Source organism: Streptomyces sp. NPDC050806, assembly GCF_055586425.1.
The window spans coordinates 114,645-137,696 of record NZ_JBVJIF010000012.1 but is presented as its reverse complement, the minus strand read 5'-3'; the positions used below and the strand labels follow the sequence as shown (position 1 = coordinate 137,696).

23 protein-coding genes are annotated in these 23,052 nt (G+C 73.1%); 11 read left to right on the top strand and 12 right to left on the bottom strand.

What is annotated here, in order from left to right; all coding sequences use genetic code 11:
- Window positions 1-113: 113 nt before the first annotated feature.
- The 3 genes from ACZ6WH_RS34170 (at window position 114) to ACZ6WH_RS34160 (ending at window position 3,346) form a co-directional block, all read left to right on the top strand.
- A complete protein-coding gene (locus ACZ6WH_RS34170; protein WP_469733479.1) occupies window positions 114-1,820 on the top strand; it encodes a S1C family serine protease in 1,707 nt (568 codons plus the stop codon).
- Window positions 1,821-2,113: 293 nt separating this feature from the next.
- The gene (locus ACZ6WH_RS34165; protein ID WP_469733382.1) at window positions 2,114-2,581 is read left to right on the top strand and encodes a sec-independent translocase; all 468 of its coding nucleotides are present in this window, start codon (window positions 2,114-2,116) and stop codon (window positions 2,579-2,581) included.
- Between the two features lie 117 nt (window positions 2,582-2,698).
- Window positions 2,699-3,346, top strand: coding sequence for a hypothetical protein (locus tag ACZ6WH_RS34160; RefSeq protein WP_432858535.1), 648 nt, complete (start codon window positions 2,699-2,701; stop codon window positions 3,344-3,346).
- Window positions 3,347-3,619: 273 nt separating this feature from the next.
- On the opposite strand, the gene ACZ6WH_RS34155 is transcribed toward ACZ6WH_RS34160, so the two are convergent.
- The 3 genes from ACZ6WH_RS34155 to ACZ6WH_RS34145 form a co-directional block, all read right to left on the bottom strand.
- Window positions 3,620-4,777: an Mrp/NBP35 family ATP-binding protein gene (locus ACZ6WH_RS34155; RefSeq protein ID WP_432858537.1), complete on the bottom strand. Its 1,158-nt coding sequence runs from the start codon at window positions 4,775-4,777 to the stop codon at window positions 3,620-3,622.
- 107 nt (window positions 4,778-4,884) lie between these two features.
- A complete protein-coding gene (locus ACZ6WH_RS34150; protein ID WP_432858539.1) occupies window positions 4,885-5,475 on the bottom strand; it encodes a DUF1003 domain-containing protein in 591 nt (196 codons plus the stop codon).
- On the bottom strand, window positions 5,462-6,859 hold the full coding sequence (locus ACZ6WH_RS34145) for a magnesium transporter MgtE N-terminal domain-containing protein (protein ID WP_469733379.1): 1,398 nt from the start codon (window positions 6,857-6,859) through the stop codon (window positions 5,462-5,464). The genes ACZ6WH_RS34150 and ACZ6WH_RS34145 overlap by 14 nt, the downstream gene beginning before the upstream one ends.
- A gap of 258 nt (window positions 6,860-7,117) precedes the next feature.
- Between ACZ6WH_RS34145 and ACZ6WH_RS34140 the strand changes: the two genes are divergently transcribed.
- Window positions 7,118-7,900 carry a hypothetical protein gene (locus tag ACZ6WH_RS34140; RefSeq protein WP_469733377.1) on the top strand — a complete coding sequence of 261 codons (783 nt, stop codon included), beginning with the start codon at window positions 7,118-7,120 and terminating at the stop codon, window positions 7,898-7,900.
- Window positions 7,901-7,943: 43 nt separating this feature from the next.
- On the opposite strand, the gene ACZ6WH_RS34135 is transcribed toward ACZ6WH_RS34140, so the two are convergent.
- Window positions 7,944-8,489: a hypothetical protein gene (locus ACZ6WH_RS34135; protein WP_432858545.1), complete on the bottom strand. Its 546-nt coding sequence runs from the start codon at window positions 8,487-8,489 to the stop codon at window positions 7,944-7,946.
- Between the two features lie 53 nt (window positions 8,490-8,542).
- Window positions 8,543-9,673: a magnesium and cobalt transport protein CorA gene (locus ACZ6WH_RS34130; RefSeq protein ID WP_432858547.1), complete on the bottom strand. Its 1,131-nt coding sequence runs from the start codon at window positions 9,671-9,673 to the stop codon at window positions 8,543-8,545.
- A gap of 512 nt (window positions 9,674-10,185) precedes the next feature.
- Between ACZ6WH_RS34130 and ACZ6WH_RS34125 the strand changes: the two genes are divergently transcribed.
- The 4 genes from ACZ6WH_RS34125 (at window position 10,186) to ACZ6WH_RS34110 (ending at window position 13,380) form a co-directional block, all read left to right on the top strand.
- Window positions 10,186-10,770 (top strand): suppressor of fused domain protein, encoded by a 585-nt coding sequence (locus tag ACZ6WH_RS34125; protein WP_432858549.1) that lies wholly within the window; start codon window positions 10,186-10,188, stop codon window positions 10,768-10,770.
- Window positions 10,771-10,942: 172 nt separating this feature from the next.
- A complete protein-coding gene (locus ACZ6WH_RS34120; protein ID WP_432858551.1) occupies window positions 10,943-11,581 on the top strand; it encodes a DUF6758 family protein in 639 nt (212 codons plus the stop codon).
- 191 nt (window positions 11,582-11,772) lie between these two features.
- Window positions 11,773-12,648 carry a PHP domain-containing protein gene (locus tag ACZ6WH_RS34115; protein ID WP_469733374.1) on the top strand — a complete coding sequence of 292 codons (876 nt, stop codon included), beginning with the start codon at window positions 11,773-11,775 and terminating at the stop codon, window positions 12,646-12,648.
- A 126-nt stretch (window positions 12,649-12,774) separates the two neighbouring features.
- A complete protein-coding gene (locus ACZ6WH_RS34110; protein ID WP_399718055.1) occupies window positions 12,775-13,380 on the top strand; it encodes a MarC family protein in 606 nt (201 codons plus the stop codon).
- 122 nt (window positions 13,381-13,502) lie between these two features.
- Here ACZ6WH_RS34110 and ACZ6WH_RS34105 read toward each other — a convergent pair whose 3' ends face one another.
- The gene (locus ACZ6WH_RS34105) at window positions 13,503-13,661 is read right to left on the bottom strand and encodes a hypothetical protein (protein ID WP_432858555.1); all 159 of its coding nucleotides are present in this window, start codon (window positions 13,659-13,661) and stop codon (window positions 13,503-13,505) included.
- A gap of 227 nt (window positions 13,662-13,888) precedes the next feature.
- Between ACZ6WH_RS34105 and ACZ6WH_RS34100 the strand changes: the two genes are divergently transcribed.
- The gene (locus ACZ6WH_RS34100) at window positions 13,889-14,821 is read left to right on the top strand and encodes an NYN domain-containing protein (protein ID WP_432858557.1); all 933 of its coding nucleotides are present in this window, start codon (window positions 13,889-13,891) and stop codon (window positions 14,819-14,821) included.
- Between the two features lie 40 nt (window positions 14,822-14,861).
- Here the strand turns inward: ACZ6WH_RS34100 and ACZ6WH_RS34095 are convergent, their stop codons facing one another.
- Both ACZ6WH_RS34095 and ACZ6WH_RS34090 read right to left on the bottom strand, forming a co-directional pair.
- Window positions 14,862-15,734 (bottom strand): alpha/beta fold hydrolase, encoded by an 873-nt coding sequence (locus tag ACZ6WH_RS34095; RefSeq protein ID WP_469733371.1) that lies wholly within the window; start codon window positions 15,732-15,734, stop codon window positions 14,862-14,864.
- 129 nt (window positions 15,735-15,863) lie between these two features.
- Complete coding sequence (locus ACZ6WH_RS34090; protein WP_469733369.1) at window positions 15,864-18,290, bottom strand: DEAD/DEAH box helicase; 2,427 nt, start codon at window positions 18,288-18,290, stop codon at window positions 15,864-15,866.
- 487 nt (window positions 18,291-18,777) lie between these two features.
- On the opposite strand from ACZ6WH_RS34090, the gene ACZ6WH_RS34085 reads away from it, so the two are divergent.
- Window positions 18,778-19,527, top strand: coding sequence for a ferritin-like fold-containing protein (locus tag ACZ6WH_RS34085; protein ID WP_469733367.1), 750 nt, complete (start codon window positions 18,778-18,780; stop codon window positions 19,525-19,527).
- A 227-nt stretch (window positions 19,528-19,754) separates the two neighbouring features.
- Here ACZ6WH_RS34085 and ACZ6WH_RS34080 read toward each other — a convergent pair whose 3' ends face one another.
- The 4 genes from ACZ6WH_RS34080 to ACZ6WH_RS34065 form a co-directional block, all read right to left on the bottom strand.
- The gene (locus tag ACZ6WH_RS34080) at window positions 19,755-20,033 is read right to left on the bottom strand and encodes a hypothetical protein (protein WP_432858565.1); all 279 of its coding nucleotides are present in this window, start codon (window positions 20,031-20,033) and stop codon (window positions 19,755-19,757) included.
- Between the two features lie 249 nt (window positions 20,034-20,282).
- Complete coding sequence (locus ACZ6WH_RS34075; protein ID WP_361563840.1) at window positions 20,283-20,510, bottom strand: DUF3107 domain-containing protein; 228 nt, start codon at window positions 20,508-20,510, stop codon at window positions 20,283-20,285.
- 249 nt (window positions 20,511-20,759) lie between these two features.
- Complete coding sequence (locus ACZ6WH_RS34070; protein ID WP_361563842.1) at window positions 20,760-21,401, bottom strand: TetR/AcrR family transcriptional regulator; 642 nt, start codon at window positions 21,399-21,401, stop codon at window positions 20,760-20,762.
- Between the two features lie 147 nt (window positions 21,402-21,548).
- A complete protein-coding gene (locus tag ACZ6WH_RS34065) occupies window positions 21,549-21,764 on the bottom strand; it encodes a hypothetical protein (RefSeq protein WP_432858568.1) in 216 nt (71 codons plus the stop codon).
- A gap of 204 nt (window positions 21,765-21,968) precedes the next feature.
- On the opposite strand from ACZ6WH_RS34065, the gene ACZ6WH_RS34060 reads away from it, so the two are divergent.
- On the top strand, window positions 21,969-23,045 hold the full coding sequence (locus tag ACZ6WH_RS34060) for an alpha/beta fold hydrolase (RefSeq protein WP_469733364.1): 1,077 nt from the start codon (window positions 21,969-21,971) through the stop codon (window positions 23,043-23,045).
- Window positions 23,046-23,052 lie beyond the last annotated feature (7 nt).

Below are 23,052 nucleotides of genomic sequence, written 5' to 3'. Positions count from 1 at the left end.
CCCCGGAGCCCGCTCCGGAGGAGACCCCGGTGCCGGACCCGACGCCGGGCCAGGAGCAGTCACGGGCCGGGCGTCCGGGGACGGCTGCCGGAACGGGCACGCCGGACACCGCGGTGGCCCCCGCGCCGGAGCAGCCCGCGCGACCGCTGCATCCGCAGGACCCGTACGGCACCCCGCCGTACGGCGGGCCCGGCCCGTGGGCCCCGGCGCCGCCCGTACAGCGCCCGGTGCCGACACCACCCCACGGCGTGGCCGTCCCGCCCCAGCAGGCGCAGAGCGCCCCGCCCGCCGCCGCGCAACCGCCGGCGCAGGACTTCCCGTCCGCGGCCCCACAGCCGTACGCGGGGCCCCCGGCACCGGCCGCACCGGGCACACCTCAGGCGGCGCCGCAGGGAACGCCCCGTCAGCCGCAGCCGTACCCGCAGGGCGGGCCTCTGCCTCCGGCGCAGCCCGGACCCCAGGCCCACACCCCGAGCGCCCCGCTGCCCCCGCAGGGCGGTCCCCAGCCCCAGCCTCCGTCTCACGGCGGCGGGCAGCAGCCCCCGCCTCAGGGCGGACAGCTGCAAGGCCGGCCCCAGGGCGGGGAGCCTCTCCCGTCGCCTCAGGTGCCCGTTGCCGGGTACTCCGGGGGCGGTGGGGGGCCGTGGGAGCGGTACGACCCCTGGGCGGCGCGGAACGGCGCGGGAGAGGCGGCGCCCGCGGAGCGCAAGCGGGGGCGCGGACGGATCGTCGCCGGCGCGGTCGTGCTCGCACTGGTGGCGGGCGGCGTGGGCGGCGGCGTCGGCGCGTACATCGAGCGGAGCGGCGGCGTCGGTGACGTCCGGCTGCCGCAGGTCTCCGGCGAGCAGTCCGGCCGCGCTCCCGACAGCGTGGCCGGCATCGCGCGCAGCGCGCTCCCCGGCGTCGTGACCCTGCACGTACGCGGCGGCGACGAGGAGGGCACCGGCACCGGCTTCGTACTGGACCGCCGGGGCCACCTGCTGACCAACAATCACGTCGTCGAGGCCGGCGGGGGCGACGCCGAGATCACCGTCACCTTCAGCGGCGGCGAGACCGCCACCGGCCGCGTCGTGGGCCGGGACAGCGGCTACGACCTCGCCGTGGTCAAGGTCGACGGCGCCGGTGACCTGAAGCCGCTCACCCTCGGCAACTCCGACGACGTACAGGTCGGCGACCCCGTCGTCGCGATCGGCGCTCCCTTCGACCTGGCCAACACCGTGACCTCCGGGATCATCAGCGCCAAGCAGCGCCCGATCACCGCGGGCGGCGAGAGCGGCGACGGCAGCGACGTCAGCTACGTGGACGCGCTGCAGACCGACGCGCCGATCAACCCGGGCAACTCCGGCGGCCCGCTGGTCGACGGCCGGGCGCACGTCATCGGCATCAACAGCGCCATCCGCGCGGCCGGCAACGGCGACAGCCTCGGCGGCGAGCAGGGCGGCAGCATAGGGCTGGGCTTCGCGATACCGATCAACCAGGGCAAGCGCGTCGCCGAGGAGCTGATCAACACCGGCCGGGCCACGCATCCGGTGATCGGCGTGACGCTGGACATGGGGTACAGCGGGGACGGCGCGCGGGTGAGCGCCAAGAGCCGGGGCGGCGGCGCCGCGGTGACGCCGGGCGGGCCCGGCGCGCGGGCCGGGATCAAGGCGGGCGATCTGATCACGCAGGTGGACGGCGGCGCGGTGCACAGCGGCGAGGAGCTGATCGTCAAGATCCGCAGTCACCGCCCGGGTGACCGGCTGAAGCTCACGGTCGAGCGGAACGGCCACCCGCGCACGGTCCGGATCACCCTCGGCTCGTCCACGGACCAGAACTGACTCCACGGACAGGAATGACTCCACGGACGAGAACTGACTCCACGGACCGGAACCGACCGGTGGTGACCGTCGCGAATCGGTCCTGGATCGATCGTCCTTCCGGTCCCGCCCTCGCGTCTCACCCCGTGTCCCGGCGCTCGCGCGCCGTTACGGGCGGGGCCCCGGTGTCACGATCGTTTGCACTGTGTTGGGACGGGTGACTCCCGTTGGACGGCCGGGGCCAGGTACCGTGATAGTCGGCCTGGGCCGGAAGGCCGCAGGACAGGGCCACGGACGGATCAAGGAGCTGCAAGGTGTTCTTCGACATAGGACCCCTAGAGCTGGTGGCGCTCGTGGTTCTGGCCATCCTGATCTTCGGCCCCGACAAGCTGCCCAAGGTCATCCAGGATGTGACGGGATTCATCCGCAAGGTGCGGCAGTTCTCCGACAGCGCCAAGGAGGACATCCGTTCCGAGCTGGGCCCCGAGTTCAAGGACTTCGAGTTCGACGACCTGAACCCGAAGAACTTCGTACGGAAGCACGTCCTGGAGAAGGAGGAGTACGGCCTCCAGGAGATCCGTGACGGCTTCGACGTGAAGCAGGAGATGGCCGAGGTCACGGAGGCCGTCCGGGGCAACGGGAGCGACGACGGCGGCGGCGGCGTACGCCACAGCCTCAGCAAGGAGACCCCGGCCGCCGGCGGCGGCACGCCCGACCGGCTGACCAAGCGCGAGACCCCCGCCCCCGCCGACCGTCCCCCGTTCGACGCGGACGCCACCTGATACGCCCGTATGTCCGGCTGTGTTGACTCGTATGGCTATGCTCCCGGTGTCCGGGGTGAGGTCGCCTGAGGGGGGCGGGCCGCCCACGACGCAGGGCAACGAGGAGGCTCCGCGCACATGGAGACGAAGAGTCGGGCCGGCGCACACGCGGTGCCCGCTGACGCCGGGGAAAAGGTCGACGGCTATCTGATGGCCGATTTCCCGTGGTACGGCCTGGACGAGGCCTTCACGGGCCCGCGCCGGCTGATGCACGCGGGCGTCACCCCCCAAGGCACGGTCGAACACGGTTCGCTCGCGCACGGCGAGGAGCCCACCATTCGGGTGGAGACCGTGCCGGATGCCGAGCGCTTCGCGGTCGTGGTCACGGTGCCCTGCCGCCCCGTACGGCGCAGCGAGGACGGCACGGGCGTCCTGGAAGCCACCTCGGTCTCCTCGGCGGCCTGGCTGGCCGGCTCCGGGCTGCTGAACTGCACCTGGCCGGTGCAGATGGAGCGGGCGCTGCGGCAGGACTGGCTGGACCAGCAGACCATGATCGCGTGGGAGCTGGCGGACGACCTGACCGGTGAGGCCTGGACCGAGCTGACGCTCCCGGTGGACGGCGTGCCGACGCCGTTCCACTACCGCGAGTCGGAGTACGGCTGGGTGCTCGCCGGGTCGACGGGCGACGGCCCGGACGGCGTGCACATCGGCGCGTACGGGCGGGGCATGAGCGCCTACGGCCTCGGCTTCGCCGTCGTCAAGGACCTCAGCACGTACGAGGGCTGACGTCCGAGGACTGGGCGCCCGGCACCGACGCGATCGCCCCGCCGGGCGGGCGGCGCTCGGCTACGAGCCGGGCAGCGCCCTGCCGTGCGCCTACGCGCCCCGGCGCGTAGAAGCACGTAGCGGAGACCACGTACAACGAGCGCTCACGGCGACCGCGTACGACGCCCGCGAACAGTCACCGCATACGACGCCCGCGGACAACGCCCGCGTACGACAAAGGGGCGGACCCGGTGGTCCGCCCCTCGTGACGCCCGGGAATGGCCCGGAGAGCGCTCAGAACTTGTTGCGCGGGGTGATTCCCAGGGACATGCCCGACAGGCCGCGCTGACGGCCGCCCAGCTTGCCGGCGACCGCGCGGATCGCCGCGCCCGCACCGGAGTCCGGGTCGGTGAGGACGACCGGACGGCCCGCGTCGCCGCCCTCCCGCAGCCGGACGTCGATCGGGATCGAGCCGAGCACCGGCACCTGCGTACCGGTCGTCTTCGTCAGGCCCTCGGCGACCTGCTGGCCGCCGCCCGTGCCGAAGACGTCGACGATCTCGCCGTTGGGCAGCTCCAGGCCGGCCATGTTCTCGACCACGCCGACGATCTTCTGGTGGGTCTGCACGGCGATGGAGCCGGCCCGCTCGGCGACCTCGGCGGCGGCCTGCTGCGGGGTGGTGACGACCAGGATCTCGGCGTTCGGCACCAGCTGCGCGACGGAGATCGCGATGTCGCCCGTGCCGGGCGGCAGGTCCAGCAGCAGGACGTCCAGGTCGCCCCAGTACACGTCCGCGAGGAACTGCTGGAGCGCGCGGTGCAGCATCGGGCCGCGCCAGACGACCGGCGCGTTGCCCGGGGTGAACATGCCGATCGAGATGACCTTCACGCCGTTCGCCGACGGCGGCATGATCATGTTCTCGACCTGGGTGGGACGGCCCTCGGCGCCCAGCATGCGCGGCACGCTGTGGCCGTAGATGTCCGCGTCCACGACGCCGACCTTCAGCCCGTCGGCGGCCATGGCCGCAGCGAGGTTCACCGTCACCGAGGACTTGCCGACGCCGCCCTTGCCGGAGGCGACCGCGTACACGCGGGTGAGCGAACCCGGCTGGGCGAAGGGCACCTCGCGCTCGGCCGTGCCGCCGCGCAGCGCCGCCGCCAGCTCCTTGCGCTGCTCGTCGCTCATCACGTCCAGGTCGACGGCGACGGAGGTGACGCCCTCGACCCCGGCGACGGCCTCGCGCACGTTACTGGTGATCGTCTCGCGCATCGGGCAGCCGGAGACGGTGAGGTAGACCACGACCGACACGGCGCCGTCGGCCGCGATGTCCACGGACTTGACCATCCCCAGCTCGGTGATGGGGCGGTGGATCTCGGGGTCGTTCACCGTCGCGAGCGCGTCGCGGATCGCGTCCTCGCTCGGAACGGCCGTCGTGGGCGTGTCGGTAGCCATGTACTGCATAGTACGGCCGCGCAAAGCGCGTCCCAAAGGGGCGGTGGTCGGGGGACGGGCGGGCTTCGGTGGGAGCCTCCGGAAAGGCCCGTCCCCCGTCGCGTGTGTCACTCCCGGTGACGGCGGCGGGACGGCCGTTCCTCGTACTCGCCGTCCTCGTACTCCGAGTCCCGCCGCCCCTCCAGTTCCTTGATCATGTCCTGGAGTTCGGAGCGGATCCAGTCGCGGGTGGCGACCTCGCCGAGGCCGAGGCGGAGCGCCGCGATCTCACGCGTCAGGTACTCCGTGTCCGCGATCGACCGCTCGTTCTGCTTGCGGTCCTGCTCGCGGCTGACCCGGTCCCGGTCGTCCTGCCGGTTCTGGGCGAGCAGGATCAGCGGCGCGGCGTACGACGCCTGCAGGGACAGCGCGAGGGTCAGGAAGATGAAGGGGTACTCGTCGAAGCGGAGCGGCGCGGGTGCCGTGACGTTCCAGGCGACCCAGACGATGATCAGGACGGTCATCCAGACGATGAACCGGCCGGTCCCCAGGAAGCGGGCGATCTTCTCCGACAGCCGTCCGAACGCCTCCGGGTCGTACTCCGGCAGCAGGCTGCGGCGTGGCGCCCGCGGCACGTCCAGCCGGGCCCGTGACCGCTCGCCGGAGACCGCGGCGGCCCGCGCCCGCTCCTTGGTGCTCTCCCGGTCATCGACGCCCATGCGTGCCCCCGCCCGCGGTGCCCGCGGCGCTGCTCCCCGGAGCGCCGCCGGAGTGTCCGTTCGTCCGGTCGCCCCCGTGCCCGTTCGGGCGGTCGGCGTGCCCGCCCATGTGGTCGGCGGCGTCCACGCCGGGCGCGCCGTGCAGGTCCGTCTCGCGCCAGTCCTCGGGCAGCAGGTGGTCCAGTACGTCGTCCACGGTCACCGCGCCCAGCAGGGACCCGCTCTCGTCCACGACGGGCGCCGCGACCATGTTGTACGTGGCCAGGTAGCTGGTGACGGCGGGCAGCGGGGTGTCCGGCGGCAGCGGCGGCAGGTCGCTCTCCACGATCGCGCCGACGAGGGTGAAGGGCGGGTCGCGCAGCAGCCGCTGGAAGTGGACCACACCGAGGTACTTGCCGGTCGGCGTCTGGTCCGGCGGCCGGCAGACGTACACCTGGGCGGCGAGCGCGGGGGAGAGGTCGGGGTCGCGCACCCGGGCGAGCGCGTCGGCGACCGTGTCGTCCGCGCCCAGCACGATCGGCTCGGTGGTCATCAGGCCGCCCGCCGTCCGCTCCTCGTACGACATCAGGCGCCGGACGTCGGCCGCGTCGGCGGGCCGCATCAGCGTCAGCAGCCGCTCCTTCTCGTCCTCCGGGAGTTCGGAGAGGAGGTCGGCGGCGTCGTCGGGGTCCATCGCCTCCAGGACGTCGGCGGCCCGCTCGTCCTTCAGCTTGCCGAGGATCTCGACCTGGTCGTCCTCCGGCAGCTCCTCCAGGACATCGGCGAGCCGGTCGTCGTCCAGCGCGGCGGCGACCTCGACGCGGCGCTTGGGGTTGAGGTGGTGCAGGACGCTCGCGAGGTCGGCGGGGTGCAGCTGCTCGAACGTGGCGAGCAGGCTCTCGGCGCCCTGCCCGTGCTCCTCCAGGGAGAAGCCGGTGACCTGGGACCAGTCGAGGGTAAACGTCTCTCCTTTGCGCCTGAGCGCGCCGCCCTTCCCCTTCCGTACGAAGACCTTCTCGATCTCCCAGTCCCGGCGGGCGGGCAGCTGGGTGATGCCGATGTCCAGGACGGTGGCGTCCTCGCCGGTCTCCACGATGCTCACCCGGCGGTCCAGCAGCTCGCCGAGGACGAGGGTCTCCGAGGCGCGCTGCTCGAAACGCCGCATGTTCACCACGCCGGTCGTGATGACCTGGCCGGACTCCACGCCGGTCACCCGGGTCATCGGCAGGAAGATCCGGCGCCGGCTGATCACCTCGACGACGAGCCCGAGCAGCCGCGGCGGCCGGCCGGCCACCCGGAGTACGGCCACGAGGTCCCGTACCCGGCCGACCTGGTCGCCGTTGGGGTCGAACACGGCGATGCCGGAGAGATGCGAGACGAACACCCGGGGGGTGACCACCGCCATGCCGTGCGCCTCCGCTCCTTCTCCTCCGGCTCCCGGCGGACCGGGGGCAGCCGACTCCCGAAAAATCAGGTGATATCGCGCTTCGGTCGGCTTCAGGCTAGCGCGCTCCGCTGACGGGTGCCCCGGCAGGCACCACCGTACGGCTGTCCGACCGCCGTCCGCCTCCCTCTCCGCCGGACGGCGTGCGGAGCACCGGTACGCTGCCGTACGCCGTCGAGGCACCCCGCGACCGACCAGCGCACCAGGAGGCAGCCAGCCGTGACCGCAACTTCGCCAGGAACGAGTCGCCGGCCCCGCCCCGTCCGCCGCGCCGGCCGGGCGACGGCCGCCGTCACGGTGTGCGCGGGCCTGGCGCTGGCGCTGACGGCCTGCGGAGGCTCGGAGGACCCGGACGCGGGCACCAACGGCGTCGGCAAGCTGTCCGCCGCCAAGATCCGGAAGAAGACGGTGGCCGCGGCGGAGAGCGCGAACACCGTGCACGTCACCGGCAAGCTCGTCAGCGGCCGCAGCACGTACGAACTGGACATGCAGCTGGCGCAGAACGGCGGCAAGGGCACGGTCGGCACCAAGGACACCGAGTTCTCCCTGCTGCGCATCGACCGCTCGCTGTGGGTGAAGGCCGACGCCGACTTCTGGGCGCACCAGAAGGACGCAGCGCCGAGCAAGAGCGACACCGCGGCCGCCGCCAAGCTCGACGGCAAGTACGTGAAGGTGCCCGCCGAGGACCGCACCTACCGGCAGTTCAGCGGCTTCACCGAGAAGGAGCCGCTGCTGGAGACGCTGCTCACGCTGCACGGCGGCCTCTCCCGAGGCGCCCACGGCGACGTCGACGGCACCCGCACCATCCGCGTCGCGGCGGCGCAGGGCAACGGAGGCACGCTGGACGTCTCCCTGGACGGCGAGCCCTTCCCGCTGCGCCTCCAGCGGGCCGGCGGCGCGGGCGTGATCCGGTTCACCGACTGGGGCAAGCAGATCGGGCTGGAACGCCCGGACGACGACCAGGTCGTGGACTACGGGGAGAGCCTCGGCAGCGGCAACTGAGCGCCGGCGCGCGGCGCCCGGCCCCGGCGGTACCGGGAGCGGCTCAGCCGCGCCGGCCCCGGCGGAGCAGCTTCGGCAGCGCGGCGGGGAGCGGCCCGCGGGTGGTGGCGGCGGACGGCAGCGGCCGGGCGGCCCCCGCGCCGTCGCCGAAGTCCGTACGGGCCTCGGGCGCCCCGTCCCCGGTGAGCGGGGTCAGCCGCAGTACCCGGCTCTCGCGGGCCCAGCGCTCCGGCATGGTGTCGGCGTCCGGCGCGTTCAGCCGCTTGCCCTTCAGCTCGCCGACGGCGGCCTCCCAGGGCTCGCTGTGCGGCGCGGCCTCGGTGACCCGGGCCGTCCAGGCGACCAGCCGGCCGCCCTTGTCCTTGCTGCGGACGGTGACGGTGGCGGTGGCGCCGTCGGCGAGCCCGAGGTCGGCCAGCGGCTGCTCCAGGGCGCCGTCGCCGACCAGGCACGCGGCACCGTCGTGCCAGACGTGCCAGAGCGCGCGGGACGGGCCCTCGGTCCCCTGGACCCAGATGAGGCCGGACTTCTTGGTGGCCTCCTCGATGAGCGCCTGGTCGAGCAGCGGCTGGGGCACGGTCTCCGTCATGCCCGTAAGCCTAGTCAGGCTCACCGGGGGACCGTGCCGCCGCCCCGCGGCCGCTACAGCCAGCCGTTGCGCTTGAAGCCGCGGTGGATGCCGAAGCAGATGGCGACCGTGACGACCAGGACCGCCGGGTAGCCGAACTTCCACTGGAGCTCGGGCATGTACTTGAAGTTCATGCCGTAGATCCCGGCGATCATCGTCGGCACCGCGAAGATCGCGGCCCATGAGGTGATCTTGCGCATGTCCTCGTTCTGCGCCACGGTCGCCTGCGCCAGATTGGCCTGCAAGATGGAGTTCAGCAGGTCGTCGAAGTTGAGCACCTGCTCGTTGACACGTGCCAGGTGGTCCGCGACGTCCCGGAAGTACTTCTGGATGTCGGAGTCGACCAGCCGCATCGGCCGCTCGCTGAGCTGCTGCATCGGGCGCAGCAGCGGCGAGACCGCCCGCTTGAACTCCAGCACCTCGCGCTTGAGCTGGTAGATCCGCCCGGCGTCGCCGCCCTTGGCGGTGGCCCCGGCCTTGCCCTGGGCCTTGCCGTTGGTGCCGGAGCTGAAGACGTCGATCTCGACCTCGTCGATGTCGTCCTGCACCGCGTCGGCGACCGCGATGTAGCCGTCCACGACCTGGTCGGCGATGGCGTGCAGCACGGCCGAGGGGCCCTTGCCGAGCAGCTCGGGGTCGTCCTGGAGGCGGTGCCGCAGCGCGCGCAGCGAGCCCTGGCCGCCGTGCCGGACGGTCACGATGAAGTCCCGGCCGGTGAAGCACATCACCTCGCCGGTCTCCACGACCTCGCTGGTGGCGGTCAGCTCGGCGTGCTCGACGTAGTGGATCGTCTTGAAGACGGTGAAGAGGGTGTCGTCGTACCGCTCCAGCTTGGGCCGCTGGTGGGCGTGGACGGCGTCCTCGACGGCCAGCGGGTGCAGCCCGAACTCCTTGGCGATGCCGGCGAACTCGCGCTCGTTCGGCTCGTGCAGGCCGATCCAGGTGAAGCCGCCGTTCTCGCGGACGTCGGCGATGGCCTCGCCGGGGGAGACGTGGCCGCTGACGCGCCGGCCGTCGCGGTAGACACCGCAGTCGACGATGGCGCTGTTGGTGGCGGCGGTGCGGGTGGTCTCGTACTCGTACGGGGAGTCGCCGCGACGCCGGGAGGGGCGGACGGCGGCGCGCAGGTCGCGGATCATCGACATGGCAGGCTCCTTCACGGGCCGGCCGTCAGGCGCGGGGCGCGGTGCGTAGCGCAACCCGGAACGTGGACGTACGCGGCATCGTCGGCCGTACGTCCGCAAAGCGGGCGGCGCTCCGTGCGTCGGTACTGACGGCGGTTCGCAGTGCGGAAAGAACAGGGAAAACCGAGGTGCAGGCGTTCTTCCGTCAGAAGCTGCGGGTGCGAAGGGACTTCACGTGTTTCGGCGTGAGGAGGCCGGGTACGGAAGCTCTCGGAATCAGGAGAGTCGCATCATCAGCGGGACGACGGGAGAACTGCCGGTACTGCACGGTCGACTAGGATCCATGCCAGTCCCACCTCCTCCGGCCGGTCCCTGCTGGGGGACGGACGTCTTTCGCTGAACCAGATGGCAAGGCTATCAGCCGACTGAACCGTTACGTTCCCGCTGCGCCGCCGCTTTGCCTGTTCCATACGCGGCCGCACCCCGCCGAAGGGGCGGCCGGCCGGCCCCGGAGCCGCCCGTATGCTCGCCGCATGTCTGACGTTCTTGAGCTGGTCGAAGCCCGGTTGCTGATGGCGCTGGGAGAGCCGGACGCGCGCGCGGCGGTGACGTTCCTCGGTACGGACCGCATCGAAGTGCTGCGCTACGCCGACGACGAGCTGGTGCGGTACGTCACGCTGGGCATGTCCGCGCAGCCCATGAACGACCCGTCGGCGGTGCTGGCCGACCCGCTGCGCGGCCCCCGCGCGGAACTGATCCTGACCGTACGGAACGGCCGCGCCGACACCGACAAGGTGCTCAGGCCGCTCGCCGTGCTGGCCGCTTCCCCGCAGGTCGAAGGCGTCATCGTGGCTCCCGGGGCCTCCCTGGACGTCGGCGACCCACTGTGGCCGGACGCGCCCTTCACCTCGGTACTGGTCAGCGAGGGCGGTGGCCTGGTCGAGGACCTGGAGCTGGATGAGCCGCTGGAGCCGGTGCGCTTTCTGCCGCTGCTGCCCATGACGCCGAACGAGGCGGCCTGGAAGCGGGTGCACGGTGCCGCGGCGCTGGAGGAGCGATGGCTCCAGCAGGGCACCGACCTGCGCGATCCGCTGCGCGGCGGCGTCTCTTTGGACTGACACACCGAGATCGAAACGCCACGGTACGAAGTTGGCGTGAAGTCGCCGACTCCTTGGCTCGAATGCGAGCGATCTCGCTGCATGGGGCATACAGATGACGCAGCGGCGCAGCGCACCCCGGACGGGTGATCGTCCTTGACGCGCGGGCGGCCCTGGAGGACCGTTGAGCCCTATGAGGGGCGAACCCAGTTGCCCGAAGTGCGGTGGCCGGGTGCGCGCGCCCGGTCTCTTTGCCGACTCCTGGCAGTGCGACGTGCACGGCACCGTGCACCCGCTGCAACCGGTCGTGCCGCCGAGCGTCGAAGCGCTGGCCGTCGTGGTCAATCGCGCGCGCGTCCCGGTGTGGATGCCGTGGCCGCTCCCGGTGGGCTGGCTGTTCACGGGCGTGGCCTGCGCGGGGGACGACCGCAGCGGCGGCCGTGCCACCGCGGTGGCCTGCTCGGGCCCCGGACCGCTGGGCGGCCCGGGCGAGCTGGTGCTGGTGGCCGAGGAGCTGGGCGTCGGGCTCGGTGCCCGGTACGCCGGCATCGACGGACCGGACCCGGGACCGGGCATGCGCGTGGAGCGGCCGCCGCACGCCAAGGTGATGGCCGCGGGCCGGCCGACCCCGTTGTGGCACGTCGAGGGCGTGCCCGAGGACCGTGCGGTCTTCGCGGGCGAGGCGCGCGGGCTGTGGCTGTGGGCGGTCGTCTGGCCCGAGCAGTCCGGGATGCTGATGTACGACGAGCTGGTCCTCACCGACCTGCGGGACGCGGGCGCCGAGGTCGACCTGCTGCCGTGCGGCGCGCTGTCCCCGCGCATCCTGTCCTGAGGCGGCCGGCTCCGCGTACGTCCTGTCCTGCGGCGATGGTGTCCGCGCACGTCCGGCAGTGAGAGCGGTGTCACGCCCGGCCGACGGACGGCCGGGCGGGCGGCGGTTATCCTTTGGACGTCCCCTGTCGTCCGGCGCGCCGTCCGGCCATTGCCCGGTCCGCCGTCCCGTCCGTGTCTGGAGTCCGTGTCGTGCGTATCGACCTGCACACCCACTCCACCGCGTCCGACGGCACGGACACCCCGGCCGAACTGGTTCGCAACGCCGCCGAGGCCGGTCTGGACGTCGTGGCGCTCACCGACCACGACACCGTCGGCGGACACGCCGAGGCCAAGGCCGCGCTGCCGGCCGGGCTGACGCTCGTGACCGGCGCCGAGCTGTCCTGCCGGCTGCCCGCGCGCGACGGCAGCGGCGACGGCATCAGCCTGCACATGCTGGCCTACCTCTTCGACCCCGACGAGCCGGAGCTCGCCCGCGAGCGGGAGCTCGTACGGGACGACCGGATCCCGCGCGCCCGCGGCATGGTCGGCAAGCTCCAGGAGCTGGGCGTGCCCATCACCTGGGAGCAGGTGGCGCGGATCGCCGGCGACGGCGCCGTCGGGCGCCCGCACATCGCCACCGCCATGGTCGAGCTGGGCATCGTGCCGACCGTCTCCGACGCCTTCACCCCCGAGTGGCTGGCCAACGACGGCCGGGCGTACGTCGAGAAGCACGAACTGGACCCCTTCGAGGCGGTCCGGCTGGTCAAGGCCGCGGGCGGGGTCACCGTCTTCGCGCACCCGCTGGCCCTCAAGCGCGGCGTCTGCGTCCCGGAGAGCGCGATCGCCGAGCTGGCCGCCACGGGGCTGGACGGCATCGAGGTCGATCACATGGACCACGACGCGCCGACCCGTGACCGGCTGCGCGCGATCGCCGCCGACCTCGGCGTGCTCACCACCGGCTCCAGCGACTACCACGGCAGCCGCAAGACCTGCCGGCTCGGCGAGTACACCACCGACCCCGAGATCTACGGGGAGATCGTGCGCCGTGCGACGGGCGCGTTCCCCGTCCCCGGCGCCGGCGGCTGATCCGGCCCGCCCGGCCGTACACCTTCCCGCCCCTTCCGGGCTCCTCCGGCGCTCCGCGCCGCCCCCTTCCCGCTGCACGCGCGCCCCTGCGCGCGCGTGCTCCCGTACCACCGCAAGGCCATCACCGTGTTCGACCTCGCCGTCTTTGGATCCCTTTTTCTCACGCTTTTTGTGATTATGGATCCTCCTGGAATCACCCCGATCTTCCTCGCCCTGACCTCGGGCCGCCCGGCCAAGGTGCAGCGCCGGATGGCCTGGCAGGCGGCGGCCGTCGCGTTCGGCGTGATCGCCGTCTTCGGCCTCTGCGGCCGCCAGATCCTCGCCTACCTGCACATCTCCACGCCCGCGCTGATGATCGCGGGCGGGCTGCTGCTCCTGCTCATCGCGCTCGACCTGCTGACGGGGAAGTCGGAGGAGCCGACGCAGACCAAGGACGTCAACGTGGCGCTGGTGCCGCTGGGCATGCCGCTGCTGGCCGGGCCGGGGGCCATCGTGTCGGTGATCCTCGCGGTGCAGCACGCGGACGGTGCCACGGGCCAGGTCTCGGTGTGGGCGGCGATCGCCGCGATCCACGTGGTCCTCTGGCTGGTGATGCGCTTCTCGCTGGTGATCATCCGAGTGATCAAGGACGGCGGGGTGGTCCTGGTGACCCGGCTGGCCGGGATGATGCTCTCCGCGCTGGCCGTCCAGCAGATCATCAACGGCGTGACCCAGGTGGTCAACGGCGCCTGAGCCGACCGCCTCGGCAGTCACCGCCGCCGGAAGACACGCCGCCCCCGTACGGACCGTCCGTACGGGGGCGCTGCTGTCGGCGGGCCGGTGAGCCGGCCCGGCCGGGAGAGCCGGGGACCGCGTTACGAAGCGGCCGCCGCGGCATCGGCGGGGCGGATGTAGATGCGCTGGCCGATTGCTGCGGCCTGCTGCACGATCCGGTTGACGGAGGCGGCGTCCACGACGGTGCTGTCCACGGCGGTGCCGTTGACGTCGTCAAGACGCATGATCTCGAAGCGCATAAAGGGCTTCTCCCTTCGTCTGATCCTCCTGAGGAGAACTGCTGGGTGGCACGGATGCCTGTCATCGGTGTCAGGCGTGCCAATGGGGACAACGAAGTGCTCTGAGCAATAATTCCCTACGCTAAAGAAAATTTTCGAGTGTCTAATTACTCACAGGTAAGTTCACTCGCCCCTCGCCACCCGGCCGGTTGTGCCTCCCCCGTGCCCGCCAGGAGAATCGGACCGGTATGAACGACGACGTCCGGCCCGCGGGCCCCACCGACCTCACCGCTGTCGTGGCGGGCATCGAGCGCACCAACGAGCTGCTCAACCGCGTCCTGGCAGAGGTCGCCACGACCCCCTCCACGCACGCGGTCTTCGTCGACGCGGGCTACCTCTACGCGGCGGCCGGCCGGCTCGTCACCGGTACGGAGGACCGCCGTTCCTTCGATCTGGACGCCGAAGGGATCATCGACGCCTTCATCGAGGTGACCCGCGTCGTCTTCCCGGACAGCCGGCTGCTGCGGGTCTACTGGTACGACGGCGCGCGCCGCCGCATCCACACCCTGGAGCAGCAGTCCATCGCCGAGCTCCCCGACGTCAAGGTGCGGCTCGGCAACCTCAACGCCAACAACCAGCAGAAGGGCGTCGACTCCCTGATCCGCTCCGACCTGGAGTCGCTCGCCCGGCACCGCGCCATCAGCGACGCCGTCCTCATCGGCGGCGACGAGGACCTGGTCTCCGCGGTCGAGGCGGCGCAGGGCTACGGCGCGCGGGTGCACCTGTGGGGCATCGAGGCCGTCGACGGGCGGAACCAGGCCGAGCCGCTGCTCTGGGAGGTCGACAGCCAGCGCACCTTCGACCTGGAGTTCTGCAAGCCGTACGTCACCGAGCGCACGCTGCAGGACGGCGGCGCGGCGGGCGCGGCCGACGACGGGCCGGCGCCCAGCCGCGAGGACGTCCGCTTCGTCGGCGCGCAGGTCGCCGCCCAGTGGCTGGCCTCCCGCGGCCGCGACTGGACCGCCGACCTGCTGCCCGGCCACCCCTATCTGCCGGGCGCCGTCGACCAGGACCTGCTGACCACCGCCGAGGGCCTGCTGCGCCACTCCCTGCGCCCGTACGCCGACCTCCGGCGCGTGCTGCGGGACGGCTTCTGGGAGCACGTGCGGGCGCAGTTCTGAGCCGCCCGCCCCGGGCACGCGCCACAGCCCCGCGTACGCCCTACAGCCCGGCGCCGTCCCCGGCCTCGCCCCAGAAGGGCACCAGGGCCGCCGCCGTCTCCGCGGGCCGCTCGACGTTGGGGGAGTGCTCGGCGCCCGCGATGACGGTACGGCGCGCGCCGAGCCGCTCGGCCATCTCGTCCATCAGCGGCACCGGCCAGGCGTAGTCGACGGCGCCGGACAGCACGTGCTTGGGCAGCGGTACGGCGGCCAGCGCCGCCACCCGGTCCGGCTCGCCCGCTATCTGCCGCGCCGTGCCGATCAGCTGCTCCGGCACGGTGCCCAGCCAGCGGCGGTGCAGGAACTCGGCGATCTCCGGCGGCGTGGTCTCGCCCGCCGCCTCCGGCGGGTCCAGGTCCCGCATCGCCTGCCAGACGGCCTCCATGGGCATCGTGGTCAGCGCGTCGATGAGCATCTTGGCGCGGGCCCGCTGCTCGGGAGCGACCGCGGCGGGGCCCGAGCTCATCAGGGTCAGCGAGCGGTACGGCGCGGCGTCGTCGAGCACCGCGGCGCGCGCCAGCAGCCCGCCGAGCGAGTGGCCCAGCAGATGCACAGGGCCGGCGTTCAGCGCGGCCGCCTGCGCGGCGATGTCCCGGGCCAACTCGCCCTGCGTGTAAGCCTGTTCCGTACGCGGTCCGGGCGTTTCGTACTGGCCTCTGCCGTCCACGGCCACGGCGCGGTACCCGGCCGCCGCCAGCGGGGCGAGCAGGGGGAGGAAGTCCTCCTTGCTGCCGGTGAAGCCCGGTACCAGCAGGGCGGTGCCGCGTACCGGACCGTCGGGACGCGCGTCGTGCACCGCGAACTCACCTCGCCCGGTGGCGAGTCGGTACGCGCCGGCGCACGCGGGCAGATCGAGGAACGGAGGCCTACTCATGCACCAGAGGCTATCCGGGGCGGATGACGGGCGGGTGCCGGAAAGATGGCCTCCGCCGCCCGCCCCGCCGCCCGAACGACGACGGCCCCGCACCGCCTGAGCGGTACGGGGCCGTCGGTGGCCTGCGGATCAGCCCTCGGACGCCGCCTCGGCGGCGGCGGCCGTCTTCTTCGCCGCGGTCTTGCGCGTGCGGCGCGGCTTGGCCGGAACCTCATCCGTCGCGCCGCCCCCGGTGGCCGCTTCGGCCTTCTCGGCGGTCTTCTTGGCGGCGGTCTTGCGGGTGCGGCGGGGCTTGGCCGGTGCCTCGTCGGCCGCCGTCTCCGGGAGCTGGTTGCCCTCGGCGGTGTCGACCGCGGCCTCGGCCTTCTTGGCGGCGGTCTTGCGGGTCCGCCGCGGCTTGGCCGGCGCCTCCTCGGCGACGTCCGCACCCTCGGCCGCCTCGACGGCGGCCTCGGCCTTCGCGGTCGTCTTCTTGGCGGCGGTCTTGCGGGTGCGGCGGGGCTTGGCCGGTGCCTCGTCGGCCGCCGTCTCCGCGAGCTGGTTGCCCTCGGCGGCGTCGACCGCGGCCTCGGCCCTCTCGGCGATCTTCTGGGCGGCCGTCTTGCGCGCACGGCGCGGCTTCGCCGGCGCCTCCTCGGCGGCCTCGGCCGGAGCGCTCTCCGCGACGGCCTTCTCCGCGGTGGCGCGCTCGGCGGTCTTCTTGGCGGCGTCCTCGGCGGCGCGCCGCTCGGCGGCCAGGCGCCGGGCGGCGACCTCGACCGTCTGGAAGCCCACCGAGTTGTCCTCCTTGACCACGACCGGGCGCCGGGGTGCCGGAGTCTTGGCCCGGGCCGGGGCCTTGGCGGCGGGCGCCCGGTCCTCGGCGGGGGCGGCCACGGCCTCGGCGGCCGTGCCCTGGGTGCGGGCGTTCCGGCTGCGGCGGCGGCGCGGCTTGGCCGGCGCCTCCTGCGCGGTGTCCGGACCGGCACCCTGCGCCGGGACGTTCGCGGCGTCGGTGCCCTCGGCGGTGTCCACCGCGTTCGCCGCCTTCTCGGCGGGGGCCTTCTCGGCGGGCGCCGGCTCCGGCTCCGCCACGGCGTGCGCGGTGGCGGCGGGGGCCGTGGTGGCCGCGGACGTGGCGGCGGAGGCACCGCTGCGGGTGCGACGGCGGCGGCGCAGCTGGCGCGGCGCGGACGTGCCCTCGGCGGTGTCCGCCGCGGCCTCGGCGGCCTCGCCGCCCTTCGGGGCGTCGGCACCGCCCTCGGCACCCGCCTCGACCGGGGCGCCGTTGCGGGTACGGCGACGCTTGCGCGGCGTACGCGTACGCTCCGGGCGCTCCTCCTCGCGCTCCCGGCCGCCCTTGCGGGGACCGCGGCCGCGGCCGCCGGTCTCGCCGAGGTCCTCGACCTCTTCGGCGGCGAGGCCCGCGCGGGTGCGCTCCGAGCGCGGCAGCACGCCGGTGACGCCCTGCGGGATGTTCAGCAGCTCGTAGAGGTGGCCGGAGGTGGAGTAGGTCTCCTCCGGGTCGTTGAACGACAGGTCCAGCGCCTTGTTGATCAGCTGCCAGCGCGGGATGTCGTCCCAGTCGACCAGCGTGACGGCGGTGCCCTTGGCGCCCGCGCGGCCCGTACGGCCGATGCGGTGCAGGTAGGTCTTCTCGTCCTCGGGCGTCTGGTAGTTGATGACGTGCGTCACACCGCCGACGTCGATGCCCCGGGCGGCGACGTCGGTGCAGACCAGGACGTCGACCTTGCCGTTGCGGAAGGCGCGCAGCGCCTGCTCGCGGGCGCCCTGGCCGAGGTCGCCGTGGACCGCGCCGGAGGCGAAGCCGCGGCGCGCCAGCTGGTCGGCGATGTCGGCCGCCGTGCGCTTCGTACGGCAGAAGATCATCGCGAGCCCGCGGCCCTCGGCCTGCAGGATGCGCGAGACCATCTCCGGCTTGTCCATGGAGTGCGCGCGGAAGACGTGCTGCGTGGTGTTGGCGACCGTCGCCCCCTCGTCGTCGGGCGAGGTGGCGCTGATGTGGGTCGGCTGCGACATGTAGCGCCGGGCCAGCGAGATGACCTGGCCGGGCATGGTCGCGGAGAACAGCATCGTCTGCCGCTTGACCGGCAGGTACTGGATGATCTTCTCGACGTCCGGCAGGAAGCCGAGGTCGAGCATCTCGTCCGCCTCGTCCAGGACGAGGCCGCGGACCTTGGAGAGGTCCAGCTTCTTCTGGCCCGCGAGGTCCAGCAGCCGGCCGGGGGTGCCGACGACGATGTCGACGCCCTTGTTGAGCGCCTCGACCTGGGGCTCGTACGCCCGGCCGCCGTAGATGGCGAGCACGCGGACGTTACGGACCTTGCCGGCGGTCAGCAGGTCGTTGGTGACCTGCTGGCACAGCTCACGGGTGGGGACGACGACCAGGGCCTGCGGCGCGTCGGTCAGCTGCTCGGGCTTCGCCCGGCCCGTCTCGACGTCGGCGGGGACGGTGACGCGCTCCAGGAGGGGGAGGCCGAAACCGAGGGTCTTGCCCGTACCGGTCTTGGCCTGGCCGATGACGTCGGAGCCCGAGAGGGCGACCGGCAGGGTCATGGCCTGGATGGGGAAAGGAGTCGTGATGCCGACGGCCTCGAGGGCTTCGGCGGTCTCGGGGAGGATCCCGAGGTCTCGGAACGTAGACAGGATGCTTGCCTCTTCTGTGAGTCGCGGCGCGAGGCGTCGAAGGGGATCAACCGTGCCTTCTCACCGTCGTACTGGTCGTACTCGGCGCGGCCCGGCCTCCTAGGGCCGGATGGCGCGGGACCACTGCCTTCGCTCAGGCGCTCGTGCCGCGAGCGGTGTCCCTCCTGCCGCACGTACGTCTCGTACGCGCCACAACAGAGGGCGGTCGGGTGTTGGAGCCGATCGGGCCACCGACCGGGCATCCGCATGCGTGGCAGGCCCACCGACTAATCGGCGGGCTCATTACCACCATACCCCGGATGAGCGCATGTGTGTCCGGGCAATCGTTCGGTCGAGTGGGACCCGAGTGGCTGACCAGGCCCTCTCCCGGCTTGCGCGGCGGGCTATTGTGCGCTCCATGGAGACGCCTGACAACGCCACCGCCGACGCCCCCGCCACGCCCGACGAGCCCACCGGGATCGCCGCCCAGACCTGGGAGCAGGCGGCCGCCGATCCGCAGTACCGCGCCGCGGTCGTCGACCTGCTCGGCGCCCTCGCGTACGGCGAGCTGGCCGCCTTCGAGCGGCTGGCCGAGGACGCCAAGCTGGCCTCCACCGTGGACGACAAGGCGGAGCTGGCGAAGATGGCGTCGGCGGAATTCCACCACTTCGAGCGGCTGCGGGAGCGGCTCGCGCAGATCGACGCGGAGCCCAGCGCGGCCATGGAGCCGTTCGTGGCGGCACTGGACGAGTTCCACCGCCAGACCGCCCCGTCGGACTGGCTGGAGGGCCTGGTCAAGGCGTACGTCGGCGACTCCATCGCCAGCGACTTCTACCGCGAGGTGGCGGCCCGGCTGGACTCCGACACGAAGGAGCTGGTGCTCGGTGTGCTGGATGACACAGGGCACGCGTCCTTCGCCGTCGAGAAGGTCCGCGCGGCCATCGAGGCCGACCCGCGGGTCGGCGGCCGGCTCGCACTGTGGGCGCGCCGCCTGATGGGCGAGGCGCTGTCGCAGGCGCAGCGGGTGGTCGCGGAGCGCGACGCACTGTCGACGATGCTGGTCGGCGGGGTGGCCGACGGCTTCGACCTGGCCGAGGTCGGCCGGATGTTCTCGCGGATCACCGAGGCGCACACGAAGCGGATGGCGGCCCTGGGGCTGGCCGCCTGACGTACTGACGGCGGGACCGGCCGGTTCGGCCGGACCGCCCCGGCCGGGACCGTCACCCGGCCCGTATGAGGATGCTCACCCCGTGGGCCCCGCACCGTCCGGGACGGTGCGGGGCCCACGGTGCGGAACGCGCCGTTTCTCCGGCCCGACATCGGCCGGAAAGCGTCCGTCACGCTCCGTCCGGGCCGGAGTCCGCACCGGACGGCGGCCGGGCCTCCCGCGGCGCCTCAGGCCGTCGCTGATCGGCGCAGCCGACGGGCCGGCCGGGGTTCGGGACGCAGCAGCAGCGAGAGCAGCGCGGCGCAGACGCCCACGGCCACGAGCAGCACCGCGGGCGCCCAGCCCGGGCCGAGGACCGTGTGGGCCAGCAGCGCCCCGAAGACGGCCGCGCCGGGCCCCGTGGCCAGCGTCAGGCTCCGGGTCGGGAAGCGGCCGGGCAGCCGCCGCACGGCGGCGAGGGCGATGGCGAGGCCCAGGACCGCGGCGCCGAGAACTTCGAAGATCATGTTTCCCCTCCCGCGCGATGACGCCGTCCTGATACGGCGGTGTCACTGTCGTTCGTGGGCGGTCGTACCCAAGGGGCGCCACGGGCAATCGTGCCGGGCCGGACAAAGGTGCGATCACGGCCCTGAGCAGGGAAAAGCGGCCGAGAGCGCACGGCTGCGGGCGAGCGCGGCACGCACAACGGGCGGCGGCCCGGGGAATCGTCTCCCCGGGCCGCCGCCCGTCATGCGTGCTGTGCCTGCGGCAGCGTCCTACAGCGCGCCGAAGCCCACCTTGCGCCCGGCCGGCTCGCCGATCTCGACGTACGCCAGGCGGTCCGCCGGCACCAGGATCTTGCGGCCGTGTTCGTCCTCCAGGCTCAGCAGCTGCGACTTGCCGCCCAGCGCAGCGGAGACCGCGCTCTCGACATCCTCGGCAGACTGCGAGCTCTCCAGGACGATCTCGCGGGGCGCGTGCTGCACGCCGATCTTGACCTCCACGGCTTATGTCCCTCCGACGGTCTCGGTCCCCCCGGTCCGACCAGGGGGCGGGGTGCGCGACGATCCGCGCCGTACGCAGCACACATTAGCCCGGTACGGGGACGGACAGGCCGTCACGGAGCACGCCCGCAGCGAACACGGGAGGCGTGCGTCGCACCGCCGTACCCGGAGCGGGCGCCGGGCCGCGGCCGGGGCGTGCCCCAATGACGGCCGTCGGCACCCGCTTCGGGGGTGGACCGGCGCCCGCCCTCAGTGGCCTTCCGTGCCGTGCAGCGGGAAGCCCGCGATGCCCTTCCAGGCCAGCGAGGTGAGCAGCTGCACCGCGGTGTCGCGCTGCACCGTGCGCTCGCTGGAGAGCCAGTACCGCGCGACGACCTGGGACACTCCGCCCAGGCCCACCGCCAGCAGCATGGACTCCTCCTTGGAGAGCCCGGTGTCCTCCGCGATCACGTCACTGATCGCCTCGGCGCACTGCAGCGAGACCTTGTCCACGCGCTCGCGGACGGCCGTCTCGTTCGTCAGGTCGGACTCGAACACCAGTCGGAACGCGCCGCCCGGGTCCTCCACGTACGCGAAGTACGCATCCATGGTCGCGGCGACCCGCTGCTTGTTGTCGGTGGTGGAGGCCAGGGCCGTCCGCACCGAGTGCAGCAGCGCCTCGCAGTGCTGGTCCAGCAGCGCGAGGTAGAGGTCGAGTTTGCCGGGGAAGTGCTGGTAGAGCACCGGCTTGCTGACGCCGGCCCGCTCGGCGATGTCGTCCATCGCCGCAGCGTGGTACCCCTGTGCCACGAAGACTTCCTGTGCAGCGCCCAGGAGCTGGTTGCGCCGCGCCCGGCGCGGCAGGCGCGTGCCCCGAGGGCGCGCGGCCTCTGTCTGCTCGATGGCGCTCACGCCGCCTCCCAGTGTCGTTCCGTACGAGATGCACACAGCACGGTGCACCGCGCCCGCCATCGTACTTTTGGGTAACGAGGCTGTGCGCGGTCCGGACCGAGAATTTCTCCGCCCGGCGCCTGCGGGAAGCCGACATACCGGCTCAGGTCACCGGTAATCGTCTTCGTCGAGCTCGACGGTCCGCGCCTGTTCCGCGCGGTCCGCTTCATTCGCTGTGTCGGGATCGCCGCCGGTCAGCGCGTCGTCGCGGTGCGGAGCGAGCTCGGTCAGCTGCTCCTGGGCGTCCGCCTCCGGTGCTTCCACGTCCATTTCGGCCGCCTCGTCCTCGTCGAAGGTATCCGGATCTGTGGGGTCGACAGGCATGGTGGCTCCCCTTTCCTGGGCGAGCGTCCTTTACACGAGCCTATGAGAGGGGAATGTCCGGCGCGACGTGGTACGCGCCGCGAACGGGTGGCGGTTCCGGGAGCGCGCACACGGTGCGCGGCCCCGCGGGCGCCGACCGTGACGCGAGGGACGTGTGATGGCGAACACACCGGAAGGGGTGTGATCGTCTCGTAACATCGACGCATGTCTTCCACGGAGCCGCCGGACACCCGAACCGCGCTCCCGGTACCGCCCGGGGGGCCGGGCCCGTACGTGGGCGCCGAGGAGACGCTGCGCAGCGTGAGCCTGCCGGGCGTGACGCTCAGCGTGCGCGCGCCCGCGAGGGTGCGCGAGGGGCTGCCGCCCGCCCTGTACGTCCACGGCCTCGGCGGCTCGTCGCAGAACTGGTCGGCCCTGATGTCGCTGCTCGCCGACCGGGTCGACGGCGAGGCGCTGGACCTCCCCGGCTTCGGCGACTCCCCGCCCCCGGACGACGGCAACTACTCCATCAGCGGCCAGGCCCGCACGGTGATCCGGTACCTGGATCACCGCGGCCGCGGCCCCGTGCACCTCATCGGCAACTCCATGGGCGGCGCGGTCTCGACCCGGGTCGCCGCCGTCCGCCCCGACCTCGTGCGGACCCTGACGCTCGTCTCGCCCGCCCTTCCCGAGCTGCGGCCGCAGCTCAGCGCGCTGCCCACGGGCCTGTTGGCGCTCCCCGGCGTGACCGGCCTCTTCAGCCGCCTGACGCGGGACTGGACGGCCGAGCGCCGCACCCGTGAGGTGCTGGCCCTCTGCTACGGGGATCCGGGGAAGGCCACCCCCGAAGAGGTGGCGGCGGCGGTCGAGGAGACCGCGCGCCGGCTGGAACTGCCGTACTTCTGGGAGGTGATGGAGCGCGCCTCGCGCGGCATCGTCAGCGCCTACACGATCGGCGGCCAGCACAACCTGTGGCGGCAGGCGGAGCGCGTCCTCGCCCCCACGCTGCTCATCTACGGCGGGCGGGACCGGCTCGTCTCCTTCCGGATGGCCCGCAGGGCGGCGGCCGCCTTCCGCGGCTCGCGGCTGCTCACGCTCCCCGAGGCGGGCCACGTCGCGATGATGGAGTACCCGCCGACCGTCGCCCGGGCGATCCGGGAGCTGCTGGACGACACGGAGGGCATGCCGTCCGGGGGCCCGAAGGGCCGTGCCTCGCGGGGCACCCGTGGCGGCGCCGTCGCTCCGCAGAGCGGCGCGGACGGTGCGCCGGGTGACACGACCGCCGACGCGGGCAGGAGCTGACGGGCCC